The sequence below is a fragment of the Acinetobacter sp. CAU_H_S170_2 genome (assembly GCF_058890445.1).
On record NZ_JBZYAE010000001.1, the window covers coordinates 463,977 to 484,068 of the forward strand.

25 protein-coding genes are annotated in these 20,092 nt (G+C 41.4%); 8 read left to right on the forward strand and 17 right to left on the reverse strand.

Annotated features, from left to right (window positions below):
* Positions 1 to 145 precede the first annotated feature (145 nt).
* The 5 genes from AC5EUN_RS02315 to AC5EUN_RS02335 form a co-directional block, all read right to left on the reverse strand.
* Positions 146 to 361, reverse strand: a complete 216-nt coding sequence (locus tag AC5EUN_RS02315; RefSeq protein ID WP_224216478.1) for a hypothetical protein — start codon at positions 359 to 361, stop codon at positions 146 to 148.
* Positions 354 to 665, reverse strand: coding sequence for a roadblock/LC7 domain-containing protein (locus AC5EUN_RS02320; RefSeq protein ID WP_010327464.1), 312 nt, complete (start codon positions 663 to 665; stop codon positions 354 to 356). Before AC5EUN_RS02320 ends, AC5EUN_RS02315 begins: the two co-directional genes overlap by 8 nt.
* 396 nt (positions 666 to 1,061) lie before the next feature.
* A complete protein-coding gene (locus tag AC5EUN_RS02325; protein ID WP_010327463.1) occupies positions 1,062 to 1,721 on the reverse strand; it encodes a hypothetical protein in 660 nt (219 codons plus the stop codon).
* 17 nt (positions 1,722 to 1,738) lie between these two features.
* A complete protein-coding gene (locus AC5EUN_RS02330) occupies positions 1,739 to 2,170 on the reverse strand; it encodes a ClpXP protease specificity-enhancing factor (protein ID WP_010327462.1) in 432 nt (143 codons plus the stop codon).
* Positions 2,171 to 2,178: 8 nt separating this feature from the next.
* Complete coding sequence (locus AC5EUN_RS02335; protein ID WP_004695093.1) at positions 2,179 to 2,832, reverse strand: glutathione S-transferase N-terminal domain-containing protein; 654 nt, start codon at positions 2,830 to 2,832, stop codon at positions 2,179 to 2,181.
* A gap of 123 nt (positions 2,833 to 2,955) precedes the next feature.
* Here AC5EUN_RS02335 and AC5EUN_RS02340 point away from each other — a divergent pair, with 123 nt between their 5' ends.
* Positions 2,956 to 3,285, forward strand: a complete 330-nt coding sequence (locus AC5EUN_RS02340; protein ID WP_029575104.1) for a hypothetical protein — start codon at positions 2,956 to 2,958, stop codon at positions 3,283 to 3,285.
* 125 nt (positions 3,286 to 3,410) lie between these two features.
* Here AC5EUN_RS02340 and rpsI read toward each other — a convergent pair whose 3' ends face one another.
* Positions 3,411 to 3,797: a 30S ribosomal protein S9 gene (rpsI, locus tag AC5EUN_RS02345; protein ID WP_004695095.1), complete on the reverse strand. Its 387-nt coding sequence runs from the start codon at positions 3,795 to 3,797 to the stop codon at positions 3,411 to 3,413.
* A gap of 12 nt (positions 3,798 to 3,809) precedes the next feature.
* Entirely contained in the window at positions 3,810 to 4,238 is a 429-nt protein-coding gene (gene rplM, locus AC5EUN_RS02350) for a 50S ribosomal protein L13 (RefSeq protein WP_004695096.1), read from the reverse strand.
* Positions 4,239 to 4,730: 492 nt separating this feature from the next.
* Here rplM and pdxA point away from each other — a divergent pair, with 492 nt between their 5' ends.
* From pdxA to AC5EUN_RS02365, 3 genes are read left to right on the forward strand one after another with little or no spacing between them, the layout of a single operon-like run.
* Positions 4,731 to 5,699 carry a 4-hydroxythreonine-4-phosphate dehydrogenase PdxA gene (gene pdxA / locus AC5EUN_RS02355; RefSeq protein ID WP_010327460.1) on the forward strand — a complete coding sequence of 323 codons (969 nt, stop codon included), beginning with the start codon at positions 4,731 to 4,733 and terminating at the stop codon, positions 5,697 to 5,699.
* 32 nt (positions 5,700 to 5,731) lie between these two features.
* Positions 5,732 to 6,544: a 16S rRNA (adenine(1518)-N(6)/adenine(1519)-N(6))-dimethyltransferase RsmA gene (gene rsmA, locus AC5EUN_RS02360; protein WP_004695098.1), complete on the forward strand. Its 813-nt coding sequence runs from the start codon at positions 5,732 to 5,734 to the stop codon at positions 6,542 to 6,544.
* Between the two features lies 1 nt (position 6,545).
* Complete coding sequence (locus tag AC5EUN_RS02365; RefSeq protein WP_004695099.1) at positions 6,546 to 7,394, forward strand: symmetrical bis(5'-nucleosyl)-tetraphosphatase; 849 nt, start codon at positions 6,546 to 6,548, stop codon at positions 7,392 to 7,394.
* A 43-nt stretch (positions 7,395 to 7,437) separates the two neighbouring features.
* Here AC5EUN_RS02365 and AC5EUN_RS02370 read toward each other — a convergent pair whose 3' ends face one another.
* The 5 genes from AC5EUN_RS02370 to hflX form a co-directional block, all read right to left on the reverse strand.
* Positions 7,438 to 7,887, reverse strand: coding sequence for a DUF2147 domain-containing protein (locus AC5EUN_RS02370; RefSeq protein WP_004695101.1), 450 nt, complete (start codon positions 7,885 to 7,887; stop codon positions 7,438 to 7,440).
* 280 nt (positions 7,888 to 8,167) lie between these two features.
* A complete protein-coding gene (locus AC5EUN_RS02375; RefSeq protein WP_010327459.1) occupies positions 8,168 to 8,611 on the reverse strand; it encodes a DUF2147 domain-containing protein in 444 nt (147 codons plus the stop codon).
* Between the two features lie 87 nt (positions 8,612 to 8,698).
* The gene (locus AC5EUN_RS02380; RefSeq protein ID WP_004695104.1) at positions 8,699 to 9,373 is read right to left on the reverse strand and encodes an LrgB family protein; all 675 of its coding nucleotides are present in this window, start codon (positions 9,371 to 9,373) and stop codon (positions 8,699 to 8,701) included.
* Positions 9,374 to 9,383: 10 nt separating this feature from the next.
* Positions 9,384 to 9,755, reverse strand: coding sequence for a hypothetical protein (locus AC5EUN_RS02385; RefSeq protein ID WP_004695106.1), 372 nt, complete (start codon positions 9,753 to 9,755; stop codon positions 9,384 to 9,386).
* A gap of 43 nt (positions 9,756 to 9,798) precedes the next feature.
* A complete protein-coding gene (gene hflX, locus AC5EUN_RS02390) occupies positions 9,799 to 11,130 on the reverse strand; it encodes a ribosome rescue GTPase HflX (protein WP_058951672.1) in 1,332 nt (443 codons plus the stop codon).
* A 387-nt stretch (positions 11,131 to 11,517) separates the two neighbouring features.
* Between hflX and AC5EUN_RS02395 the strand changes: the two genes are divergently transcribed.
* A complete protein-coding gene (locus AC5EUN_RS02395; protein ID WP_029575103.1) occupies positions 11,518 to 12,342 on the forward strand; it encodes a lysophospholipid acyltransferase family protein in 825 nt (274 codons plus the stop codon).
* Positions 12,343 to 12,346: 4 nt separating this feature from the next.
* On the opposite strand, the gene AC5EUN_RS02400 is transcribed toward AC5EUN_RS02395, so the two are convergent.
* Complete coding sequence (locus AC5EUN_RS02400; protein ID WP_010327456.1) at positions 12,347 to 13,975, reverse strand: phospholipase D family protein; 1,629 nt, start codon at positions 13,973 to 13,975, stop codon at positions 12,347 to 12,349.
* 101 nt (positions 13,976 to 14,076) lie between these two features.
* On the opposite strand from AC5EUN_RS02400, the gene AC5EUN_RS02405 reads away from it, so the two are divergent.
* Entirely contained in the window at positions 14,077 to 15,087 is a 1,011-nt protein-coding gene (locus AC5EUN_RS02405; RefSeq protein ID WP_010327455.1) for a metallophosphoesterase, read from the forward strand.
* Between the two features lie 7 nt (positions 15,088 to 15,094).
* On the opposite strand, the gene AC5EUN_RS02410 is transcribed toward AC5EUN_RS02405, so the two are convergent.
* The 3 genes from AC5EUN_RS02410 to trhA form a co-directional block, all read right to left on the reverse strand.
* Positions 15,095 to 15,517, reverse strand: coding sequence for a hypothetical protein (locus AC5EUN_RS02410; RefSeq protein WP_010327454.1), 423 nt, complete (start codon positions 15,515 to 15,517; stop codon positions 15,095 to 15,097).
* A gap of 142 nt (positions 15,518 to 15,659) precedes the next feature.
* Positions 15,660 to 16,973 (reverse strand): MFS transporter, encoded by a 1,314-nt coding sequence (locus AC5EUN_RS02415; RefSeq protein ID WP_010327453.1) that lies wholly within the window; start codon positions 16,971 to 16,973, stop codon positions 15,660 to 15,662.
* Positions 16,974 to 17,116: 143 nt separating this feature from the next.
* The gene (trhA, locus tag AC5EUN_RS02420; RefSeq protein ID WP_010327452.1) at positions 17,117 to 17,758 is read right to left on the reverse strand and encodes a PAQR family membrane homeostasis protein TrhA; all 642 of its coding nucleotides are present in this window, start codon (positions 17,756 to 17,758) and stop codon (positions 17,117 to 17,119) included.
* A gap of 106 nt (positions 17,759 to 17,864) precedes the next feature.
* Here trhA and AC5EUN_RS02425 point away from each other — a divergent pair, with 106 nt between their 5' ends.
* A complete protein-coding gene (locus AC5EUN_RS02425) occupies positions 17,865 to 19,079 on the forward strand; it encodes a class I SAM-dependent methyltransferase (RefSeq protein WP_010327451.1) in 1,215 nt (404 codons plus the stop codon).
* 59 nt (positions 19,080 to 19,138) lie between these two features.
* Positions 19,139 to 19,573, forward strand: a complete 435-nt coding sequence (locus AC5EUN_RS02430) for a GNAT family N-acetyltransferase (RefSeq protein WP_010327450.1) — start codon at positions 19,139 to 19,141, stop codon at positions 19,571 to 19,573.
* Between the two features lie 32 nt (positions 19,574 to 19,605).
* Here AC5EUN_RS02430 and AC5EUN_RS02435 read toward each other — a convergent pair whose 3' ends face one another.
* Entirely contained in the window at positions 19,606 to 19,947 is a 342-nt protein-coding gene (locus tag AC5EUN_RS02435) for a hypothetical protein (RefSeq protein WP_010327449.1), read from the reverse strand.
* Positions 19,948 to 20,092: the final 145 nt, after the last annotated feature.

Sequence of the window (20,092 nt, forward strand, 5' to 3'; positions counted from 1 at the left end):
TCGATAGGAAGGATTTGTTGATTGTCAAAAGAGGGGGGCAGTAGATGTTGAATAATCCAATTCGAGAAGCTTTCAAGATGTGTAATTGGTAAAGAAATTGTGTTTTCGTGGAGTCGGTTTTCGTTATGGGTTTGCTTAGAAATTTTTAGCCATGGGAACTGACGACTTCGAATGATCTTTTGGATCCTTCGGTTTCATAAAAACTTTCATGGATAAATAAACGATCAATAGTTGGGTCAGCAGCGGAGCTCCAGTTAATTTGATACTCTTGAGGAATGAGATTACGTAGCTGTGTTTTAAGTTCGTCAGAATGGTTTGAACTCAGGCCAGTAATCGCAATATTAATATATTGCTTATTCATAGTGTTTCTTTAATTTAATTAGGTTGAAGAGGACAACGCATACAACCCCTTTCCCAAAAGGACGAATAAGGTGATACTGCTTACCTAGTGTAATTAAAATATCTTCGATGGTGTCATTCAAGTTCAATGCTTGTGCAACACGTCGTTTTGAGCGAACGACTTCAGTATTACCTGCAGCCGCGAGTTCTAAATCGATGCTTCCACCGCCTTGAGTTGCTAGGGCCAAACCGCTTTCCCCATCGACCAATGCTGCTGCATAGAATCCATCGATATTTGCTAATGCTTCCAATGACACTTTAGCCATAGTTTTTCTCTTTAATTTTATGAGTTTTGAAATCCTTTTAACTTGTTGTTTCACAATTCGATTTAATTATATGGACGGCGTGAAAAAATTATTAATATAAATAAATGTAACAAAAAAAAGATGAATAAATGTACGATTAAACCCGAGGCTTTTAGTCAGTTTTTGCTATAGATTCTGTGATTAAGTTTGCGTATTTAGAAAAGGAGTGTGAGAAAGCTTATTGTTATTTGAAAAAGTGTTTAATTTATTTGCTATTGCAACAAAATGTAAATTTTATCATTTGGACAAATAAAAGCAAAAAAAGAAATCGATTTTTTTGATTTTTAAAGATGAGATATATAATTATTTTTCATTAAAAAATAAAGGGATGCGCAAAATGAGTGCATCCCTTGGGAATTAGACAAACATTTGACTTGCTGCGCAATAAAGTCCCCATAAAATAACAATAGCCACAGCAGGCTCAATCAGTTTTGCCCATGTTGGCGTTGGATTTTGCTCTACTACCTGTGTGTGTAGCTGATCTGAGTGGTCAGTTGCGTGTTGATTTACCATTTGATTAAACTCCTTCATCGTCTCTTCTAATGATAGCTCTTCTTCAGGCTTTGGTTTAGAGCCAATCAGTTCTGTTAGCTCACTTGTTGTCCAAACCCAGTCATCAGCCAGACCAGAGAGGTGCTCGATTTGACCGACAAGCAGCTCACGAATTCCATGTTCGCCAAAGTTTCCCGTGACATCAAGTTGTTTGAGTTCAGCAAACTGAAGACCCAACATTGTAGTCAAGCTATGTTCTAAGTCTGCCTTCGCTAACTGTGATTCATTTTGCGGAGACGTGGTGAGATGCCTTGCAAGTTCTTGAATATAGAGATGATCCTGAGTTTGAATCTCTTGATAGAGCTTGGTGCCATCTTGACGCATCAAAGTGATGAGTTTTCCAAGGGAGAGGGTGTTGGCCTCAGACAGATATTGAAGTCGCTCCTCATCTGAATATTGACTCAGAAGCTCAGGCTTTTGAATTTTAATCTGCTCTGCAAAATATTGTACTAAATCAAAAGCCATATAATTACTCCATTTTATTAATCTAATAACCTTAAACTTGGTTTTTTCTTAGCGGGTTCAGTTTTTTCTTCATTGTCTGATTTTAAAGCATTTTGCTCACTTTGGGTATGATTGTCATACTCACTTGGATCGAAGAACAAGCCCTGTCCATTTTCACGGGCATAAATGCCTATCACAGCATTAAATGGGACATAAATATCACGAGATACGCCACCAAAACGTGCAGAGAAGGTAATCGCATCGTTGCTCATATGTAGCGCATGTACGGCATGAGGGACGATGTTTAAGACAATTTGGCCATCTTGAATAAACTGTTCAGGAACGAGAGTATTGGGCTGGGTTGCATCGACCAATAAATGCGGTGTCAGTTGGTTATCACAAATCCATTCATAAATGGCGCGAGCTAAATATGGACGAGTCGGCGTAAGGTTTAATTCTTGATCAGACATAATGTTCTCTACGGCTGTTTAAATTCAGATTGATAATGGTTTTTCTCCTGCAAAGTTAAAGACTTTAAAAATGCAGGACGACTAAAAATACGTTGACAATATAAATAGATTGGGCGGCATTGCTGTTTCGGTAAATGCACGCCCATGCTGTTTAAGCGTAGAAAGATAGGCGCAAGCATGCAATCTAAAATACTAAAGCTTTCCGACATGAAATAGGGGAAATGCTGGAACAATGGTGTTAAGGAAATGAGTGTATCTTTCAGTTTTTTTTGTGCTTTCAGTTTTGCTTGTTCATCAAGTGTATCCGGATGGCGTAACATCATATCGGCAAGTTTTAACCAATCTTGTTCAAAGCGCCAAATGTACTGACGCTGTTCCGCGCGAGGCATAGGCGCGTCGGCATAGAGCTTGTTTTGACGATAACGATCGTCTAAATACTCAGAGATGATATTGGCATTAAATAGTTTTAAATCATTTTCAATCAACATGGGCAGTTGATTATAAGGGTTTAAGCTGGCGAGATCTTCATCATCTGCATCACTTAAAACCAGATGGTATTTGATTTGCTTCTCTGCAAGTACATAACGAATCCAGTGGGAGCGAAAATCATCTGCATGGCTATACAGCGTAATTCCTTGAAGCGGAGTAGTTTCGACAGACATATTTCAAGAAACTAGGTGAAGTGAATCGGTTAGAATACTAAAAATAGCCAATAAAATCATCTTAACTTTAATATGCTTATACAATCGAACAACTTGGAATAAATGAAAAATAAGGATAGAACTATGCAGCTTAGGCTCAGAATCACCCAATCGATTGCAGTTATTATACTAATGACTTCCATCTCAAGTAGTTATGCTCAAAATCAAGATGCAGCCGAACAGGTAGATGTAGCGCAGCAGACTGCTGAATATGCAGCTTGTATTGCCGATGAAGCCTGTGATGTTGCTACTTCTGTATCTGAGGATGAGATGTATGGCGGCATTCAGCAAGAATATACAGTAAAAGGCTGTAAGGTCACTGTTTATAATGATGGGCCTGTGAAAATGGTCGATGAGAAAACCGACGAGCCATGTAATGCACCACTTCCCAAAGATCATCAATTTTCAAAATAAGCTGGAATATGTAACTACAGGGATGTAGTGCGAATAAAGCCAGAAGCATAGACTTAAAACTTGAAAATCACGTATAAAAAAGCCTTGGATAAACCAAGGCTTTTTTGTCCGATTCGGTAAACGAATTAACGTTTAGAGAATTGAGGACGTTTACGAGCTTTACGTAAACCAAGTTTCTTACGTTCAACTTCACGAGCATCACGAGTAACGAAACCAGCTTGACGAAGAGCAGGTTTAAGTGTTTCGTCAGAAGCGATCAACGCACGAGTAATACCGTGACGGATAGCGCCAGCTTGACCACCGATACCACCACCAGCAACAGTGATGTAAAGGTCATACTTTTCAGTAACTTCAAGAAGCTCTAAAGGTTGACGAACAACCATACGAGCAGTTTCACGACCGAAGTATTGCTCAAGAGTACGGTTGTTAATTACGAGCTTGCCTGTACCAGCTGACAAGAAAACACGTGCAGTTGCGGTCTTACGGCGACCTGTACCATAATTAGTAGCCATGTGCTGTATCCCTTAGATGTCCAAAACTTGTGGCTGTTGAGCAGCGTGTGGATGCTCTGTACCTGCATACACTTTCATTTTCTTGATCATTGCATAACCAAGAGGACCTTTTGGTAACATACCTTTAACAGCTTTTTCTAAAACTGCTTCAGGTTTGTGAGCGATTAACTTTTCAAAGTTAGTCTCACGGATACCACCAGGGAAGCCAGTGTGGCGATAGTATTTTTTATCAAGCGCTTTTTTACCAGTCACTTGAATTTCTTCAGCATTGATTACAACGATATAATCGCCAGTGTCAACGTGAGGAGTATAAGAAGTCTTGTGCTTACCACGTAGACGACGAGCGATTTCAGTCGCAAGGCGACCTAAAGTTTTGCCAGAAGCATCAACAACGTACCAGTCGTGTTGAACTTCAGCAGGCTTAGCGCTGAGAGTTTTCATTAAACCACTACCTATTATAGTTGGTTTGGACTATGGAATCTGTCCAAACAAAAGGAGACGCGATTCTAAACGAAGTTGCTCAGAATCACAAATGAAAATATAAAATTTCAAGAGCCGTATTTTAAGGTATTTCCCTACATAAAGGAAGAGATCAAAGTTTATTCTTTTTAAAAAACCACAAAAGAGTTCAAACTTTAAAAAAATGGGGAACAGCGATATTGAACTTTATGACTTCACTGAATGAAATGCAGGATTATCACCATAGAACCATTTTAAATTAACGGACAGTGCAGCAGTTACGACTCGCAATTTCTTTGCTCATGTTTGATGTGTTTGAGGCTTTATTTTTTTCTTTGAAAGTTGATGGAATGTGAAAACAGGATAAGTGAGGATTTAAATATAAAAGAATAGGTTCAAGTTGAGTACGGTGAATGCGGAGATACTGGGTGAGACGTTGTATAATAGTCAAAACGCATTTTATTTGAGTTGATCATGCTGCCTTTATATGTCACCAGTGGTGAACCTGCTGGGATTGGTCCAGATATTTGTTTAAGCCTTGCTGCTCGTATAGATGAGCGTCCGATCGTGGTCCTTGGTGATATGAACTTGCTACGTACACGTGCAGCATGTTTGGGATTGGACATTGAACTGATTGAATATTCAGGGCAAGAAGCATCATCAACTCAGGGTCAACTTTATGTTGAGCATGTGCCTTTAAGCAAAGCTGTTGTAATGGGTGAGCTCAATCCTGAAAATGCGCCTTATGTCTTAGAGCAGCTACGACGTTCGGCCGATTATGCTATGTCCGGTAAAAGTGTAGGTGTTGCAACTGCTCCTGTACAAAAGTCAGTCATCAATGATGCTGGGATTCACTTTAGTGGACATACCGAATACTACCAAGAGTTTGCTGGGGTTGAATGTGTGGTGATGATGCTCGCAACCAAGACCTTGCGTGTCGCGCTGGCTACTACACATTTGCCATTAAGAGCAGTACCCGATGCGATTACCAAAGAGCGATTGCATCAAGTCATTGATATTTTAACTCAGGACTTAAAAAGCAAATTTAAAAAAGAGCATCCCCACATTTTAGTGTGTGGCCTAAATCCACATGCTGGGGAGGATGGTTATTTGGGCATGGAAGAAATTGAGGTGATTAACCCTGTGCTGGAAAGCTACCGTGCTCAAGGCATAAATATGAGTCTGAGCCTACCTGCCGATACCTTATTCACCCCAGAAAACTTAAAAGATGCCGATGCTGTTTTGGCGATGTATCACGATCAGGGCTTACCTGTGTTAAAATCGCAAGGGTTTGGTGAAGCCATTAATATTACTTTGGGCTTACCGTTTATTCGTACCTCAGTTGATCATGGCACAGCTCTCTCCCTCGCAGGCACAGGTCTTGCGAAAAGCTCAAGCTTACAGGTCGCTGTTGATTTAGCGTTAGAATTAGCTCGTCACTAATGTTCAGTGACTAACTCACGTTGGAAAATTTTATGTATCAAATTAATGCCTTAAACCCTAAAGATGAAGGGCACCATACGCGGAAGCGTTTTGGGCAAAACTTCTTACATGACCAACGTGTGATTGCCAAGATTGTACGTTCAGTTGCACCACGTTCAGGTGATAACATTGTGGAAATTGGGCCGGGTTTGGCAGCCTTAACTTCTCCGTTGATTGGTGAGTGTGACGCACTTACGGTGGTCGAATTAGACCGTGATTTGGCGGCAGGTTTGCCGGGGCGTGTGCCACATCCTGAACGTTTAACCATTATTGAAACCGATGCACTGAAGTACGACTTCACCAATTTATTTGAAGATGGTCGTCCTTTACGGGTTGTGGGTAATTTGCCGTATAACATCTCAACGCCACTTTTGTTTCACCTTTTGGAGTTTGGTGACAAAGTTAAAGACATGCACTTTATGCTACAAAAAGAAGTGGTTGATCGTATTACGGCTTCTCCAAATAGCAAAGAGTATGGTCGTTTGTCGGTGATGATTCAGTATTTCTGTAAACCGACGTTCTTGTTTGAAGTGCCACCGGGTTCATTTAACCCACCACCCAAAGTGACTTCTGCGGTGTTCCGTTTAGAGCCGTATGCGGTTAAGCCGATTGTGGCAAAAAATGAAAAAGCCTTGGCACGTTTGGTCTCGCATGTCTTTACTCAGCGTCGTAAAACTTTGCGTAATAGCTTAAAAGGCATGTTGGTTGAAGATGGTTTTGAACAAGCAGGTGTTGATCCGATGGCGCGTCCAGAGACTTTAACACTGGCTCAATTTGTGGCATTAGCAGATCAAATGGTGGCTTAAGATGGCAGGTGCAGAGATTCGATACAATTATGTCATTGGTGATGTGCAGGGTTGTTTTGAAGCACTAAAAGCTTTGTTAAAGACCATACAGTTTGATCCTGACCAAGATTTTATTTGGTTTGCAGGGGATTTGGTTGCCCGTGGTGAAAACTCATTGGGTGCTTTACGCTTTATTAAAAAATTAGTAGAGCGTAATGCGGCTGCAACAGTTTTAGGCAATCATGATTTAACTTTGCTGGCGGCTGCACGTGGCATTAAAGCAATCAAAGACAAAGATAACATTCGTGATGTGATTGATGCGATTGATAGTGATGATTTGATTGATTGGCTACGGAAACAACCCTTGTGTGTGTTTCCGAACGCAACCACGGTTCTGACGCATGCAGGCATTCCAACCAATTGGACAGCAGAACAAACTGCTGCTTTAGCCGCAGAAGTTGAGGCGGTCATTGCAGCAGATGATTTTGATGTTGTCGATGCCTTTTTAAAAGAAATGTATGGCAAAGAGCCCACCTTATGGTCGGATGAACTGACGGGGCATGCGCGTTTACGTTGTATCGTAAATTATTTGACTCGTATGCGTTTAACCGATAGTGCTGGGCGTTTGGAGTTTAGTTTTAAAGACTCGCTCAACGACCCGATGCCTGAAGGCTTCAAACCATGGTTTGAATTTGCTTCGCAAGCGGCACAAACCCATAAAGTTGTGTTTGGTCACTGGGCAGCTTTACAAGGTAAAACCATTTCGGACTCGATTCAAAATGTAGATGGCGGTTGTGTTTGGGGACATCAATTAATGGCTTATCGTCTAGAAGATGAGACCTTATTTGCCGTTGATAATCCAGTTCAATAGCACATGCATTAAAAAAGCCACGAACTTCGTGGCTTTTTTATTCTTAGTCGATTCTTAACCAGGTTTGGTTACGACCTAAAGCAGAAACACCGATGTAAGCACGTAGCGAAAGACGCTTTCCTGTGGCATTCAGTTTCATTTTCGCATCATAAAGTTTGCCAGACAGCGGATCAATCACACGACCTTTTTCATAGTTATTGGTGCCGTCGACATGTTTTAAGCCTTTAATAATGTCCATACCCAAAATTGGTTTATTGGTATATGGCGTAGGGCAATTCACACAAGTTTCTTTTGGCGTATAACCTGGGCGTGGTGTAATTTTTACAATTTTTCCAGTGTAAGTATTATTCGATTCTTTACGAATTTCGATAATGGCTTTTGGTGAACCTGATTTATCATCAATTTGTTGCCATGTCCCTGTTAAGTCCTGTGCAAATGCTCCCCCGCAAAGCATGGACAATGTTAATCCCGCGATAAAAAACTTACTTTTCATATAAGGTTCTCTATAGTTTCACAAAAAGATATCCAAGACACAGAAAAATAAACAGTTTGCACAAGGCAAACTGTTTTGTGTTTAGATATGAATTAGGCAGTTGCCTTTAAAAAATGAAAAATCATACACGCTTAGCTGAAACACTTTTATTCATTGAATTTGAAACAATCAGACTAAGTTTGGAGCAATGTATAAGTGACTCAGTAGTGGTCTACAAAATCTAAAATGAATCGATCAAGTGATTGCGTAGACCAGGCCTGTTCAGTAATAAGAACCTAGATTATTCTCGAATCCAAGTTTGGCTGCGACCTAGAGCCGATATGCCCACGTATCCTCGCAAGGTTAAGCGTTTGCCATTCGAACTGAGTTTTGCTTTACAACTATAAATATTACCAGACAGTGGATCAATGATTTTTCCACCCGTGTAATTGGTATCACCGCTGTGTTTCAAACCTTTCATCACATCCATGCCTAAAATAGGCTTATTGGTATACGGCGCAGGGCAATTAATACAAGTTTCTTTTGGTGTATAACCCGGACGAGGCGTTACTTTAACGATCTTAGCGGTATATGTCCCATTTGATTCTTGGCGAATATCAAGGATGGCTTTTGACGACCCAGTTTTGTCATCAATATTTTTCCAAGTGCCGCTAATATCTTCAGCGAAAGCTGTACTACCCATAACGGTTGTAGCGAATGCGATTGCAAGTGTCAATTTGCTCATGAACAAAATCCTTTTATCATTTAATCAACGACAAACTCATCTTAAGTCGATTTTTTAAACAATACAATTGTTTATGTGAGGAACATATCACATTTTTTGCAAGTATAGAATAAACAAAGGTAACCAGATTGCTGTAAATACCGCATTGACAGCCATTCCAAAGGCTGCGTAACGTCCAGCAATACTTCCCCGTTGCCATGCTTGAGCTGTACCGATGGCATGAGCTGCAAGACCTAGCGCTAAGCCCGATGCTCGTTCGTCATTAATGTGTTTGAGGATCAGTGGTGAAAATGCAGCACCAATCACACCGGATAAAATCACGATTAAAATGGCCAGACTCACAGGGGCTTGTAGCAGTGTTGCAATGTTAATTGCGATAGGCGTTGTGACTGCGCGTGTGGCAAATGCCATAATGGTAGGGTCAGACAAATGTAATAGATAAGCCAGGCCCATCGGCAGTCCGACCGCACTGATACTGGCAAAGACCAAAATGCCCACCACGGCTTTGAGGGGGAGGTCGTCATAGCGCATGGCAGCCAATGGAATAGCCAATGCGACTGTGACATAACCGAGCAGATGGTTAAACACTGGATTTACCTGTGCCATATATTGCTCATACGGAATGTTTAACAACAACAGCAGGGCAATCACAAAGCACATGCCAAAAACAATCACTGGAATTTGTGGCAGTTTTTTGTTGAGTGGCTTTGCCAGTAAGTAGGCAACGAGGGTTAGGAAAAAACCGAAAATAATGGGAATCATGTGCACACTCCTAAAGCCATTTCTTAGACATTTTTGCGTAAACCCACAGTGGAATTAGTGTGCTGACAAACAGCACCACCAAAAACATTGGGATTTCACTGCCTAAATGCGTCATCATTAACAGGGAGCCTGCACTGATAGGTAGAAAAGCAAAGGCACTTTCTTTCATGATTTTATTGTTGGTATCCACCAAACGTGCTGGAATTTTATGAAATTTTCTCCAACCCAAAAGGACGATTAATAAACTAATCAGTCCAATTAAATTGCCCAGTTCAGGATGTCCAAAACGTCCAGTGATCCACACAGCCGCCTCACGAAAGATGATGATCAGGGCAACCGTGCCGATCCATGCTTTCCAATCAACAGTTTTTATCCATTCCATTTTGTTCTGTCATTAACATTTTACTTATCACGTTTTAACCGATTTAGCTTTTGATTTCAAATTCTTCGAGTTCACGATGAAATTGTTTTGCTTTCAAACCTAAAATTTCATCAATCGGTAAATGTGCTTGTTTGATCAATTGTTCAAGTTTATGTGGCGCAATATACACTTGTAGGTGTAGGTTGCCCTCATCATCATAATTTTCAGATTGAATCACATTTAGGGCGTACAGTTGATTACGCAATTTGCCATAGGCTGGTTTGAGTAGGACGTCAAAATTTTGAATTTGGCCCATCAAGCACTCTTGGACCGCTTGGCGTAGTAGATTAAATCCTTCGCCTGTATGTGCTGAGACATAGACACGCTCAGGTACATTGGGTTCAGCGTAAATGATTTTGGCTTGTTCGCCACTTTGATCGATCTTGTTATACACCCGTAGGATTGGAATATCTGCGCCAATTTCTTTGAGCACTTTTTCAACGGCTTCAATTTGTTCCATATGGTCTGGACTGCTCGAGTCAATCACATGCAACAGCAAACTGGCTTCTAATGTTTCCTCTAGCGTCGCTTTAAACGATTCCACTAAAGCATGCGCGAGATTCCGCACAAAACCAACCGTATCGGCTAGGACCAGTGGGCCAATACCATCCCATTCCAAACGTCTTAAGGTTGGATCTAAGGTTGCAAATAACTGATCTGCGGCATAAACATCAGATTTGGCTAGGGTGTTAAACAGGGTCGATTTGCCCGCATTGGTATAACCAACCAAAGAAACGGTTGGAATCGCGGCTTTTTGACGTGCAGCACGGCCTTGGATACGGGTCTGACGGACTTTTTCTAATTTATCTTTAAGTTGTCCAACACGGACACGGAGTAAACGACGGTCAGTTTCGAGTTGCGTTTCACCTGGACCACGGAGTCCAATCCCGCCTTTTTGGCTATCGAGGCTAATGCCTGTACCGACCAGTCGAGAAGACAAGTGATCCAATTGAGCCAATTCGACTTGAAGTTTACCTTCATGGGTACGGGCACGTTGTGCAAAGATATCCAAAATAAGGCGTGTACGGTCAATGACCCGGCACTTAATAATACGACTCAGGTTACGTTCCTGACTGGGTGTTAGGGCATGGTCAATAATCACCAGCGTGGCTTCAAGCTCCTCAACGCGAGCAGCAATTTCCTCTGCTTTGCCTGAACCAATGAAATATTTAGCATCGGGTTTGAATCTTTGAGCGTGAACATGCTCCAGAATTTCTGCACCTGCCGACTTAGCAAGCAAACGAAATTCTTCTGCATCAAGGTCTTCCAGAATATGGATGGCAACACTGACTAAAATGGTTTTTTCGCCACCTTGCTTCTGCTCAAAATATTCCACTAAATTCGATCTCACATTGAAAACTCTAGTGTAGATGAATTTGCTGAGATTGAGCGAAATAGTTATGCCGTTGCCTTACATTGAGCGAAATAAGTGAACCAAAAGCAGTAAGGTGCCAAAGTATAAAATACTGAGCCCTATAATAAATTTCAGTGCCTGAACAGGATTTAACGGCGGAGCTGGAGGATTTACGTGGTCGTTCATATACACACCATGTTTTAGTATTTCGATTGATTTATTTTAATTAATTTGTTTAAGCGATTAAAATTGAAAATAATCATCTGGGCCTTCGGTTTTTATGATCAATGCAAGTTGCTCAAGATCAGTATAGAATGAGCCGAAATCAATGATTAAATGTTGAATGAAGCTGTGCCAAGTGAACCGTCTATGCAATCGAATACTGAAATAAAAACAACATCAATAAAAGGTGTCTCTAAGCTTTTTCTGTATGGTAAAAAGCTGGCTTCAGGGCTTGGCGCCGTGTCCGAAGGGTTTTATTTGGTCTATCGACATGGCTTGTATAAAGACATTAACAATCCACAAAATACCCGTTACGTGCAGTATTTCTGTCGTCGACTGTGCAAGGTTTTTAACATTGATGTGCATGTCCACGGGGATATTCCACGTAAGCCTGCACTTTGGGTCAGCAATCATATTTCGTGGTTAGATGTCGCGGTTTTAGGTTCAGGCGCACGAGTTTTCTTTTTGGCCAAGGCTGAAATTGAAAAATGGCCTGTGTTTGGCAAGCTGGCAAAAAGTGGTGGAACTTTGTTTATTCAACGTGGTTCAGGCGATTCCATCAAAATTCGAGAGCAAATTACAGCGTTTTTAAAACAAGATATTCCTGTGTTGTTTTTCCCGGAAGCGACCACGACCGATGGTTCTAAAGTGAAAAAGGTTCATGGACGTATATTAGGCGCAGCAATTGAGGCCCAGCGTGATGTGCAAATTTGTTTGATTTGCTATGTGAATCAACAGGGCGGACTTGACCAAGTCTCTCCGTTTATCGGTAATATTAGTTTTGCCGAGCATGTTAAAAAAGTACTAGAAATGCCACAAGTCACGGCACATTTAGTTGCGCTCCCAGCCATTTGTACAGCAGGACATACGGTTGAGAGTTTAACGGCACTGGTCCAACAAAAAATGGTGCAAGGTTTGGCTGATTTACATCACAAAGTTTTGAAGTCCCAACCTAACATGCAACAAGCTTGAAGGCTTACATAAAGCCTTCAATCGGTAGCCAAGAAACGACTTTGAGACCAGCGCGTTTAAACCAATTCATTTTGGGTTCAGTAGTATAGGTTTTGGTAGAGCCATCAGCTTGTTTGATTTGCCAGTTAATGTTTTTGTTTGCATCTAGGACCAGCTTATAGGCATATTTACTGAGGTTTTGGTCCATGGTGTAGTGTACCGCTTTAGCCAGCGGTGGACTGTTCAGTAAAACCCCAATTTCTGTATTTAAGTTGGCAGAGCGGGGATCAAAATTAAATGAACCAATAAAAACCTGTTTCTCATCAATGGCCATGAGTTTGGCATGCAGACTCGAGCGGCTTAATCCTTTGATGCTGACTTTGGCTTTTTTGGAAATTTCTTCATTGTTTTCGTTTAGGGCTTCGGCCGCAGGCGTGGCTAAAAACTCATAGAGTTGAACACCACTTTCCAGCAAGTCTTCACGATATTTTCCATAGAAAGCATGCACCAACGGTACATCATTGGCTTTAAATGAGTTGGTCAATACGCGGACTTGAATGTCACTCTGTGCTAGGTTAGCCAGATGTTTTTTGCCTTTACGCTCAGGTACAAAATAGGCTGAAATAATGTCGATGCTTTCCATTGGCTTTTCTAAATGGGTTTGCAACTGGAAGTTTAAATGTTCTTCTTTTTTTGCCCGTGATTTGATTTTACTCGGTGAGTCCTTCACCACTTCGGCTTTGACCCAATCGAATTGGATACTATCATTTAACCAGTGTTCAAAGGCTTGCGAACGATTGGCTAGATCCAAATAATTTTGGACGGTCACTTCCTGATAGTGCTGCTCTAACTGGGTTTTTAAACCTTCATAACGCAAGCTGTAATGGTTAGCGTTGACAATTTGACGCACTGGAAAGGCATAATCGTCATTCCAGTATTCATCGAAGGAATGCACAATTTCATCTGAGGCAGAGCCGACCAACATCACATCAACATCTGAAAACTGATAACTGTCGCTGACGTTATAATATTGATTGCTCATGTTACGCCCACCAATCAACGAAATTTGATTATCGGCAATGAAGCTTTTGTTGTGCATCCGGCGGTTGATGCGTTTTAGATTTAAGACCATATCCATCGCACGATAGTGACGGAAGCGGTAGGGGTTATACAGTTTGATGTCAATATTGGCGTGCTGATCGAGCGCCAAATAAATGCCTTCCATTTTCTTGGCATTGTTATCATCGATTAGTAATCGAACCTTCACCCCGCGATCAGCGGCTTTCAAAATAGAATAAAGCGCTAAAGAACCAATACGATCGTTGTCCCAAATATAGTATTGTAGATCTAAGGTTTTTTCTGCCTTATCAATAAGATGGATACGCGCGGCCAATGCTTCGAGTGGATTATAGAGAACATGGAAACCTGTAAGGCCTGGATTTTGTTCACGTAAAGGCAGAACGATTTTGCCTAAACTGGTTTGATCTGTCGGTAGATCAAAAGCATAGACAGGCGTCTGTGGGATTTGTTTGGGTAAGGTATTACACGCTGGGACAGTCAAAACCATACAGCTCAGCAACAACAGTTTGGCACCTTGCTGAGTCGCAGATGAGCGGAATAAAGTTTGTTTCGCTAAGCCGTGAGGTTTTTCCATCGTCATAAAGTCTATAAATTTGGTTTGAGTATAATTCTGAGCTGTGAAAAGATAAACAGAAGATTATGTGTTCTTGATGAACAGTTTGTGAGTAAAAGTCTATGATGAATATACACTCCGTCGTGTTCTATTTTTATATTGCGATGGCCTTACTTGCGGGGTGGGCGGTGTATCAGGCATGGATCAGTCAAACCAATACGGAGACTATTCATCCGTTTAAAGCCTTTGTGCATTTGTTGGCTTTTTATCTCTCTTATTTACTCATTCCTTTGTTTTTCTTTAGCTTATATGCCGGTTTTCAGGGCTATTATTCATGGCATGAAGCTATTTTTGTGTTTTTGGTTAGTGGTGTGCTGTGTTATGCACGTTTCATTGAACCGCATTTTGTACATGTCAAAACTACTCAATATCAAATCCAAGAAGATTATAAATTACTCAAACCCGTTCGTATTGCCTTAATTGCCGATCTACATATTGGTCTATTTTCAGGGCATGAGCGACAACTGAAAACCATCGTCAAACGACTGAATGAACAAAAACCTGATTTGGTGGTGGTTGCAGGGGACTGGACGTATGAACCTGAAAATACACTGGCAGAAGAATTAGAGGTGTTACAAGAAATTAATGCCCCTGTCTATTCGGTCAATGGTAATCATGATGAGCAGTATCCTGGTCCGCCGATTCAAAATTTGTTAAGACATGCTTTGAAGGTGAATAATGTGATTGATATTGAAGGTCAGATTGTTGAATTTGAAGAGTTTCGTTTGATTGGAGTCGGAGATTTGTGGGCAGGTAAGGCGGATATGCGTTTTATGCCGCATTTACCGCAGGACAAACCATGGGTCATCTTATCGCACAATCCAGACACGGTCGATATGATACCCGCTTTACCCAGCCGTCCTTTAATGCTTTCGGGTCATACCCATGGTGGTCAAGTTGAACTGCCATGGCTCACAGACTATGTAATGAAAAAAGTATCTATATTAGGACACAAAAAAGGCTTGTACCGACATGAACATGCGGATGTGTTTGTCACGGTTGGAACAGGTATGGTGGGTGTGCCGTTTCGTTTTCGCGTACCACCGACCATCGATATTATTGAACTGATTTAAGTTGGGTTTAGAACCAATAAAAAATAAAGCTTAAAACCAAAATGACCACAGCCAAGACGATCCAAAGGTTGTGATTTTTTGTATGAAGCGCTTGTAGGTCTTGTATTGCATCGAGGTTATTCACTGCTGTGCTATGCGGGCTTTGTGGCTGTTGTTGTGTAAAGCTCTGTCCTTCAGACACAAGGGAGCTGCGGTGTCTTAATTCAGCGGTTGATATGCGTTGTTGTTGATGTCGTTTATGGCGATACATGCTTTTTAGTGCAGCATCATGCCGCTTCGTGAGTTCAGTCACGATCTCTTGTGCATCATCGTATTGAAAAGCGGTATGTGTGGCGATGTATTGAATGGCTTGAATAATTTTATTTTCTTCAACTAATACGATGACATCAAGGAGTTGTTCATTGGTGAGTTGTTGTATTTTTTCATCCATTTTTCGGTCCTATTCATCTGTATCTCTCTCTATTTTTGAAGTAAAACGACAGATTTTAAATATGGTTTTTGTAGCGTTTGTTAAAGCATTGGTATAAAAAAACCAGCATCACTGTGCTGGTTTTTAGACATCAAATTCAGGGTCAAATTTGATTATTTACATCATCATTTTTGGTTTCACGGATCATTAAGAACGCACATAAAGACAGTAGTGATGCCGCCGTGAGGTAGTAACCTACTGCGTGTAAACCGTAGGTGGTTGCAAGCTTGGTGGCAATGAGAGGTGCAAATGATGCCCCAAAGATCCCCGCAAGGTTAAAGGTTAGTGCTGAACCTGTATAACGAACGGATATTGGAAAAATTTCAGAGAGCACAGTACCAATTGGTCCATAGGTTAAACCCATGATGGATAAACCAATACACAGGAACAAGAACACAACAAGGGTACTGCCTGATTCCAACATGCTTGAGAACACTAAACCAAATAACGCCGCAGCAACACAGACAGCAATAGATGTGGTTTTACGACCAAATTTTTCCGCTAAAACTGCTGACAAGGGGATGAATGCAGCAAAGCACAGGGTTGCGACCAGTTGAAGTTGTAAGAACTGTTCGCGGGTGTAACCCAGCTGTTTGGTACCCCATTGCAAAGCAAATACCGTCGTGAGGTAGAACACCACAAAGGTACAAATGGCTGCAATGGTACCTAAAATCAACATGCCCCAGTGTTTGGTGATCACTTCTTTAAACGGAATGTTAACTTCTTTTTGCTTGTCTAAAACTTTCTGGAATGCAGGAGTTTCATGTAGTTGTAAACGAATCCATAGGCCTACAATCACCAGTAATGCACTCGAGATAAAGGGAATACGCCAGCCCCATGTCATAAACGCTTCTTCAGTCATAAAATGACCCAGCGTCAAGAATGAACCCGTTGCTAAAATAAAGCCAATCGGTGCGCCCAGTTGGGGGAACATGCCATACCAAGCACGTTTACCTTCAGGTGCATTTTCTGTGGCAAGCAATACCGCACCCGACCATTCACCACCTAAGCCGAGTCCTTGACCTAAACGACACAGCGCAAGCAGTAATGGTGCGGCAATTCCAATTTGTGCATAGGTGGGTAATAAGCCGATACACACGGTTGAAAGTCCCATGGTCAGCAAAGCTGCAACCAAGGTCGCCTTTCGGCCGATACGATCACCTAAATGTCCAAAGAGTGCAGCGCCAATCGGGCGTGCAATAAAGGCAATGGCGAAAGTTGCCAAAGACTGAATGGTTGCAGTCATTGGATCGGTACTTGCTGGAAAGAACAGGTACGGAAAAATAATGACAGCCGCAGTGGCATAAATATAAAAATCGAAGAATTCGATAGTTGTACCTACCAGACTGGCTGTAAGTACGCGGAATTTTGAGTTTACAGGCTGCTGTTCAGCAACAGCAGTATTTAATGACGCCATGGTAGACCTTACACTTAAAAAATAGTCGAACTGAGTTTTAAAAGCGTCATCTTTTTAAAAAAGGCGTAATTTTTTAAAAAAATACGAATGTTCCTCGGGCAGACTACGGAATTAGGGTTGCTAAAAAATGTAGTGTGCGCGGGTTATATCACGTAAAGATAGATGGACAGGAAATGTGATCCTGCACCAATCAATACAAAAATATGCCAGATAGCGTGCGTATATCTTACCTTTTTTAGCGCATAAAACAATGCACCGATGGTATAGGAAAGTCCACCAATGATTAAAAAAGTCAAAGCTGGTTTAGATAAAAAGCGTTGCATATCATCCATTACCAGCACAGCCAGCCAACCCATGAGCAGATAAGCAATCAGTGAGATTTTTTCAAAGCGATGAATGAAAACTAACTTGAATAGTGTACCAATGAGTGCAATCACCCAAAGTGCAATGAGTAGGTAATGGGCTTTTTGCGTGGGCAGTGCGATAGACAAAAATGGAGTGTAGGTGCCTGCAATCAGATAATAAATGGCAGTGTGATCTAATTTTTTATACCAGCCGCGAAGCTCTGGTGATTCCGCAAAATGATACAAGCTTGATGCGGCGAACAATAAAAATAGGCTCAAAGCATAGACCCACAGCCCGATCCATTGTGCTGTTTCTAAGTAAGACCCTTTGATAATCAATAAAATACCGGCTATGAGTGCAAGACCTGCTCCAATAGCATGGCTAATAAAATTGATTCTTTCTTCAACTGGATCGTAGTTTACAACAGGGTGAGCGCTCATAAGTCATGTGCATTTTTATAAAATATACAACTGTATCGTAATTCAAGTTTGCATTTAGCGTAAGACGCTTTAAAATTTAATCGCAATTCTTTTTTTGGTTTCTATTATGACCGTTTCGGTATCGTCCTCTGCACAAGAGCAGCAATTCCTTCAAGCCTTCCAGCAAGCGCTTGAATCTCAAAGTTTTGATCGGATGATTCTGAGTCAATATCAGGGTGAACTGGAGCAACTCGAGAAGATGACTTTTCGAGTCGTCATGTTGCAAGGACAGCCTGTATTGAGCTGTTTATATCGCCATAAAACCCAAGATGTCACCAAAAATTATTCATTAGACACAGCACTTGATACGGTAACTGCACTTTTGGCGCAGTGTAAACAAGCCAATCTGCTGACAACTGAACAAGAGTGGCAACTGAAGAAGAACAAGAAGAAAGCCATACTGACGCAAAGTAAAAATAAAACGGTAACCAAAGCTGTTGAGCAGAAAGGTCATGACCGTGTCAAACAGCGTTTTGTCGATCAAGACAGTTATTTCTTACAGCCGCTTGGTATTACCGATGCAAAAGCGCACATCATTCCCAGTATGGCGCGTAAGTGGAAGCAGATTAATAAGTTTGTCGAAATTTTCTCAGGGGCACTAAGTCATATTCAGCTGCCTGAACAACTGCGCGTGGTCGATTTTGGCTCAGGAAAAGGCTATTTAACTTTTGCTTTATATGATTATTTGCTGAAGCAAGATTTGAACCCTTTTGTGACTGGGGTTGAGCTAAACAGCAAAATGGTGGAATTCTGTCAGGAGGTTGCGGACAAGTCAGATTTTCAGCAACTTGATTTTTTTCAGGGTGATGTTCGGACGTACCAACCTGAACGCCTCGATGTGATGATTGCGCTGCATGCATGTGATGTCGCGACGGACTTTGCGATTCATACCGGCATTCGTTTAAATGCCGAAATGATCATGTGCGCGCCGTGTTGTCATAAAGAATTACGCCCGCAACTGAAAGCTCCGCTCGTGTTGCAACCCATGTTGCAGTTTGGCATTCATGCAGGACAGCAAGCTGAAATGCTGACCGATACTATTCGTGCCTTGTTACTCAAAGCCTATGGCTATGAAACCAAAGTGTTTGAGTTTGTAGCACTTGAGCATACCAGCAAAAATAAAATGATTTTGGCAACCAAGCGTAAGGATTATCAAGCGCCCGATGTTGCTGTCTTGGCACAAATTCAAGCCTTGAAAGAGATGTATGGTATTCAAAAGCATTCACTGGAATTGCTGTTGAATAATCAATGGGATCAGCAAGATGTAGGCTGCAAATGCTGATCTGAACATCACTTTTTAGTGCAATGACCAATATAGAGATGATTTATAGGGAAATGAAAATGCCAAGCTTGAGAATTACGCACGGAACATGGGAAGAGTCGCAACGGGCTGCGAAAATGATTCGTGAGCAGGTCTTTATTCAAGAGCAAAACATTGCTGCTGAATATGAATGGGATGAGCAAGATGAAATCGCAGTTCATTTTGTGGTCTATGAGCAAGATCAAGTCATCGCCACCGCACGACTTTTGCAAAATCATAGTATTGGTCGTGTTGCAGTTTTGAAGTCAAATCGTGGTTTGGGCGTGGGCAAAGTCCTGATGCAGGCGGTGATTGCATATGCCCAACAGCAACAGCGTCCATTTTTAGTCTTGTCCTCTCAAGTGCATGCGCAAGCGTTCTATCAGGCTTTGGGCTTTATGCAAGAGGGTGAGGAGTATTTAGATTGTGGCATTCCGCATATCCATATGCGTTTATCATCCATAAAAAAGCCCTGATCTTTCAGGGCTTTTTTATTAGTCACAGCATATTAGTGACCATGTTCAGATGACATTTTCGCATGTTCATCGGCACTCATGTCGTACTCATCAGCGGTTGCATGTTCTGTGGTATCTTCAGAAGCTGCTTGAGCTCTTGCTTCGCGCGCATCTTTATCCGCTTGTGCTTTGGCCATCGCTTCTTCAGACATTGCAGGCGCGTTTTTAAAAGCATGTTGCTGAGAGTTTTGCTGCGTTTGCTGACTTGGCATATAGTCAGGCTCATTGGTGATCGCAAGGTAGAAGATACCTAAGAAAATTCCACTTAAAATGAAAGCAATAATCAGTGCTTTCCAACCCCATGGTGATTTTTCAGGAGAAGTATTGTCAGTCATGTGCAACAGCCCAATTGAATAAAAATAAATCTAAAACTATGTAACTTTATAACACAAAAAACGGTGTCGGGCTTGAAAAGAATGCACTAAAATAAGTCAAAATTAGATGCTGAATCAGCAGGTTAATTTTGTTGTGTGCTGAGAG